The organism is Chryseobacterium gambrini (assembly GCF_900156825.1).
In the GTDB taxonomy this organism is placed as follows: Bacteria; Bacteroidota; Bacteroidia; order Flavobacteriales; family Weeksellaceae; genus Chryseobacterium; species Chryseobacterium gambrini.
On record NZ_FTOV01000031.1, the window covers coordinates 1 to 4,361 of the forward strand.

The window sequence follows — 4,361 nt, forward strand, 5'->3', positions numbered from 1 at the left end:
AATTCTGAACTGCAGTTTTTGCCGACTTCAGAAGGATTTTACGATTACATAAAAAATCAATATATTTACCAGTATAAAGATCACTTGGGAAATACAAGGGTAAGTTTTGGGAAAAACAGCGCAGGAGTTCTAGAAATTGTGGATGCTAATGATTATTATCCTTTCGGAATGAATCATTTGAAGAGTGGAAATTCATTCTTTGGATCAAGTTCGTATAAGAATTACAAGTACAATGGGAAGGAGCTTCAAGAAACGGGCATGTATGATTATGGAGCAAGGTTTTATATGGCGGATATCGGACGATTTGGAGTTTTGGATAGATTTAGTGAGAAATTCCCATTTAATACGCTTTATAGTTATGCTTCAAATAATCCAATTTTATTTATTGATAAAAATGGAGATTATGCAGTATCTGTTCATTATGACATAACCTATAGGCAAATGCTAAATTTGGGATACTCGGCAAGTAGAGCCGATTTAATCGCTCATTATTCAAGTACATATGCAGATCATCCCAGCTCAGGTGTTTTGCATACTGATAATATACTCCATAATAAAACTGGAATTGTTACAGAATATAGAAAAGGAATAGATTATAGCATAACAGCAAAGTCCCAAGACGAAGCTAATAGCAAATGGCATTCAATGATGAGCAATGAAGAGGCTGAGAACGGGATGACTGAATATCAGGCAATGTTAAGAGGTTTAAGTTTTGGTTGGAATAATATATTCACATATGCAAATTCGTCAGATGATTCAAAAATTGGAAATCTAGGTCAAGGTTTACATGCATTGCAAGACGCTATAGCTCATAAAGGTGTAAAAACAGACGATCATTTAGGGTACAATTTTTCGTCAGGCAAAAAACTAACAAATGATATGTATGGATCAACCACAGAAGCTGCACTCCTTACTAAATCAGCTCTTATTGTTGTAAGTGTTATTAGAGGAGAGAAAATAGATTTTAAAAAAGGAGAAACTTTAGATTTTCGAGGTATGTCTAAAAATCAATTTAATCAGTTTGTACAAGCCTTATTAAAGCAAGGATTTCAAGGAATAATAAAAAATAGATAAATGAAAATAATATTGAGTATTTTACAGTTTGTTTGTGTTGCACTTTTTTTGATTTTTGTTTTTTATCTATTCATGATATTGGGAAGTAGTCACAAAGTTCCACTTCAAACTTATCTTAAAATAATAACCACGATTATGATTTCAGTAGTTCTTTATTTTTATATTCGTTATATTAAAAGAAAAAGCCAATCCTGATCTCGGGGATTTGTAATCAGTGAGCAATAATAAAAGAAGGCTGTATCACAACTAGTGAAAACAGCCTTTTTTATGTTTTTTCTCGGCCTCGTGTCTGAGAATGGTTTTTGTACAGCGATTCTCAACCCACATCATTGAATTATGAGACTGCCTCTTGTTTTTTATAGCGCGGCTACGTTTCTATTGAAGAAGTCTTTAAATTTTTGCAGTGAGCATTATTTTTATGTTAATAAATTTTGTGGAAATAAATAGAAGATACGAATCTGTCTGGAAGGAGAACTTATTTGGATTTGGAAGGAAACGTGCCTAATAATAAAACAGTAAACGGAAAGCAAATGGGAAGAAGTCAAGCTGAATATAATCAAGTAACTCATTTTAATAATATAGATTAAATATGTCAAAAAAAATTATTGTTCCAAAGAGTAAAGAAGCTGAAATTGCATTGGATTACGATGCAGTAAGTCCGGATCAGATCGTGGAATTAAATATAACAAATGATGAATTCAAAAAATTATGGGATGATGGCGTCTTTATTTTAATTAATAAAATAGCAAATAGCAATATTGATGATTTTGAAGACGAGCATATTACAAATTTAGAATCTATACATAATTCATTAAATGAATTAAAAAAAAGTGCTAATGGCTCGGATGAAATCAATGAAATGTTTGAGCTAGCTTTATCGTATGAAACTAGCATACATTTTTATTTCTAAGGTAACCTGATCTCGCGGATTTGTAATCCGTGAGCAATAATAAAGAACCCACCGCAATTGCGGTGGGTTTTGTGTTATAATAAAGCTACATTTTTATTAAAGAAGTCTTTAAATTTTAGTAGTGAGTATTATTTTTTATGTTAATAAATTTTGCAGAAATAATCAATATATTTACCAGTATAAAGATCACTTGGGAAATACAAGGGTAAGTTTTGGAAAAAACAGCGCAGAAGTTCTAGAAATTGTGGATGCTAATGATTATTATCCATTTGGAATGAATCATTTGAAGAGTGGAAATTCATTCTTTGGATCAAGTTCGTATAAGAATTACAAGTACAACGGTAAGGAACTTCAGGAGACTGGTGCATATGATTATGGAGCAAGGTTTTATATGGCTGACATCGGAAGATGGGGAGTCGTTGATCCACTTGCGGAGAAAAACAGAAGATTTACACCTTATAACTATGCTGTCAATAATCCAATACGTTTTATTGATCCTGACGGAAGATCAGAATCAGACTGGATTAGAAAAGATGGAAAGTGGCAGTATGATCCTAATGTTACTACGGTTGAACAAGCTGAAAAAATGAGAGGTGTAGACGGTTTTGCTAAGAATGGAACAGTTCTTTCAAATGCAAAAATTGGACCTGATGGAGAGTCTGGCTATGTAAGATTAAATGAAGGTGGAAAACCTGATTATTTGCCTGAGGGTGCATCTAATGCTTTAGTAGCTTTCTCTAATTCTATGCCGATGCTTTTTGGAGGGACGTGGGCAACTTGGTCTGGTCATGAAAATTTTTTCAGTTCTACAGGAGGAATAAATGATCCTGATAAAGAAACACTAAATAAGCTTAGGTCTGGTGATACAATTGAAGCCAACGATATGTTAGAAACTATATTTATGTTTTATGGCAGAAATACAAAACTTAGTGGTGGCAGTACAGGTTTTCAAGATGCTTTAGTCCAGTTTGGTCTTGATTCAGAATCAGCTTTAGGTATAAATAAGTCTATTTTTTATAATAATGATACTATTTATCTTGAAGATTACACATTTAAAAAGAATTCCATAGTTCCAATTGATACCACATATAAGACAATTCCTAGAAAGGGAGAAACTTCTGATAAAGCTAGAGAAAGGCTTTACAAAACGGCAGATTCATTAAAATCTTCAAAATAATTATGAATAAATTTATTTTATTATTTATCTTACTATTTATTGTTTCTTGTAAAAAAAGCGAAGAAGCTAAAAATTATAAAGATTTAAATTCAACAAAGTATTTTTCAATCTCAACTGATTTGAAAAATTTGAAAAATATTGAAAAGAATAAAGTAAATGATTCTTTATATAAAGTAAAGGGCATATTTAAAAATTATGCTATAAATGGTTATATAACTAACAATAATATTAGAATTAATTGGTGGAGTGCTTCCGATAATAAAACTAAGGAATTGCTTGCAAAATTGGAGTACAAATTGATAGATAATAAAGAATTTGTAAATCAATATATTTTATTTGAGAATAAAAGTATTGATACTTTAGGGAGTAAATTTTATTCTGTAAAGAAAAATGCAAATTCTGTAAGCTATAAATTTTATATGCCAAGTCAATTAAAAAAACTAAATTGTGAAGGAAAGTTAAATTATCATATTTATTCTAAAGGAACTGAACAAGCTCACTTACAGTGTAAGTGTATTAAAAATGCAAATATTTTCAATTGTGAATTTCCTATACCAAAAGATCTAAATATTAATGACATAACCATTCGAGGAAATTTTTGGGAAATGTTCCAATTAGAAAATGGCGATATTGGAGGGAATGACATTTATGTATTGGACACATTAAAATGACAGTACCCGCTCTCTCGGATTTGTAATCCGTGGGCAACAATAAATAACCCACCGCAAAGCGGTGGGTTTTGTGTTTTATAATAAAGCAAAACTTACTTATAGGCTTTTCTTGCATTAAAACAGAAACTTTTGAATACGATTCCCAAAACAGGCTGAAAAAGCATTATTATCAGGTGGATAATAATCCGCAGGAACTGCTTGAAGAAAACACCTACAACGATCTGTCACAGCTTGTGAACAAGAAAGTAGGAAATAATCTTCAAAGCATCGATTACACCTACAACATCCGCGGATGGATGACCAAGATCAATAATCCGGCAAACCTTACCGGAAAACTGTTCGGGTATAAAGTAAAATACAGTGAAGTGGAAGGGCTTGAAACGCCCAATACAGACTTTTCTACTCTGAAAGTAAAACCGAAATACAACGGCAATATTGCGGAAGTAGACTGGAGAACAGGAACAACCACAGGAGACAACCTGAGAAGATACGGCTATGTTTATGATGGAGTGAACAGATTACTGGCAGG

General features: G+C 32.1%; 4 protein-coding genes and 1 pseudogene. All 5 read left to right on the forward strand.

All coding sequences use genetic code 11. From position 1 onward, the window contains the following. The coding region (locus BW951_RS22460) for an RHS repeat-associated core domain-containing protein (RefSeq protein WP_139326243.1) at positions 1–1,074 on the forward strand (1,074 nt) is incomplete at its 5' end. Between the two features lie 589 nt (positions 1,075–1,663). Next, a complete protein-coding gene (locus tag BW951_RS22080) occupies positions 1,664–1,984 on the forward strand; it encodes a hypothetical protein (RefSeq protein ID WP_076396835.1) in 321 nt (106 codons plus the stop codon). Between the two features lie 121 nt (positions 1,985–2,105). Beyond that, the gene (locus tag BW951_RS23205; RefSeq protein ID WP_338076397.1) at positions 2,106–3,161 is read left to right on the forward strand and encodes an RHS repeat domain-containing protein; all 1,056 of its coding nucleotides are present in this window, start codon (positions 2,106–2,108) and stop codon (positions 3,159–3,161) included. A 2-nt stretch (positions 3,162–3,163) separates the two neighbouring features. Continuing rightward, positions 3,164–3,832, forward strand: coding sequence for a hypothetical protein (locus BW951_RS22090; RefSeq protein WP_076396837.1), 669 nt, complete (start codon positions 3,164–3,166; stop codon positions 3,830–3,832). 68 nt (positions 3,833–3,900) lie between these two features. Beyond that, positions 3,901–4,361 (forward strand): annotated as a pseudogene (locus BW951_RS22095) (hypothetical protein); the annotation flags it as partial.

Excerpts from the sequence above, each read along its gene's own strand:
- BW951_RS22080 (WP_076396835.1), top strand. The coding sequence starts at position 1,664 with ATGTCAAAAAAAATTATTGTTCCAAAGAGTAAAGAAGCTGAAATTGCA.
- BW951_RS22090 (WP_076396837.1), top strand. The coding sequence starts at position 3,164 with ATGAATAAATTTATTTTATTATTTATCTTACTATTTATTGTTTCTTGT.